The organism is Citrobacter sp. VF227, assembly GCF_052950715.1.
On record NZ_JBRFVF010000454.1, the window covers coordinates 1 to 456 of the forward strand.

At 54.8% G+C, this 456-nt stretch carries 1 pseudogene; it reads right to left on the bottom strand.

The window, feature by feature from the left end:
* Positions 1 to 75: 75 nt before the first annotated feature.
* A pseudogene (locus ACU8YC_RS27295) lies at positions 76 to 456 on the bottom strand (L-threonine dehydrogenase); the annotation flags it as partial.

A 456-nucleotide genomic window follows, 5' to 3' on the forward strand; every position in this document is an offset into this window, starting at 1 on the left:
GTGGACGGGGCTGGCGAATTATTCGCCAGCAATTTACTGCTTTGCGACAGGTATCACGAATTACATGGCAGCGCGCTAGATCGCCATGATTTCGTCATGAGTCGCCTGAATCGGGTTAGTGAAGCCGCAGGCATCTTTCAGGGCATTGGTCGCCAGTACGGCAATATCCTCTTCCTTCACGTTCAGCTCACGCAGACCAGCCGGAATATTCACTTTCTGCGCCAGTTCGCGGATCGCCGTAATGCAGGCTTCTGCCCCTTGCTCTGCGCTCAAACCAACAACGTTCACGCCCATTGCCCCTGCGAAATCGCGCAGGCGAGCGGCAGCTACTTTGCTGTTAAAGACCTGCACATGTGGCAGCAACACAGCATTACATACGCCGTGCGGCAGATCGTAGAAGCCACCCAACTAGTGCGCCATAGCGTGTACGTAACCCAGAGAGGCATTGTTAAAGGC